Genomic DNA, 268 nt, shown 5'->3' with positions numbered 1-268 from the left:
CTACGGTTCAAGTGACCGACACCACCGACGAAGTGGTGGCCAAGCTGACCGCGACCCCTTCGGTCACCGAAGGCGGCGAGATCACCTACACCATCACGCTGACCAACAAAGACGGTCTGCCGATCAACAATCACGGCGCGCTGACCTTCACGCTGAGCGACGGCAAGACCGTTATCACCGTACCGGCCAACGGCACGACTGGTTCGGTCACCGTCACTGCCCCGGACAACGTCTACACCGGCGCCAACGACCCTGTGGTCAAATCGAT

The 268-nt window shown here is 61.2% G+C and carries 1 protein-coding gene; it reads left to right on the top strand.

Annotation, left to right across the window (positions count from 1 at the left end; translation table 11 throughout):
* Positions 1-268, top strand: a 268-nt coding sequence (locus tag J5M71_RS29055; RefSeq protein WP_207839145.1) for an immunoglobulin-like domain-containing protein, incomplete at both ends; no start/stop codon positions are given.

Source organism: Pseudomonas sp. 43(2021), from assembly GCF_017490805.1.
GTDB lineage: Bacteria > Pseudomonadota > Gammaproteobacteria > Pseudomonadales > Pseudomonadaceae > Aquipseudomonas.
Note: the sequence above shows the minus strand (reverse complement) of the source record. Positions and strands in the feature narration are given on the sequence as shown.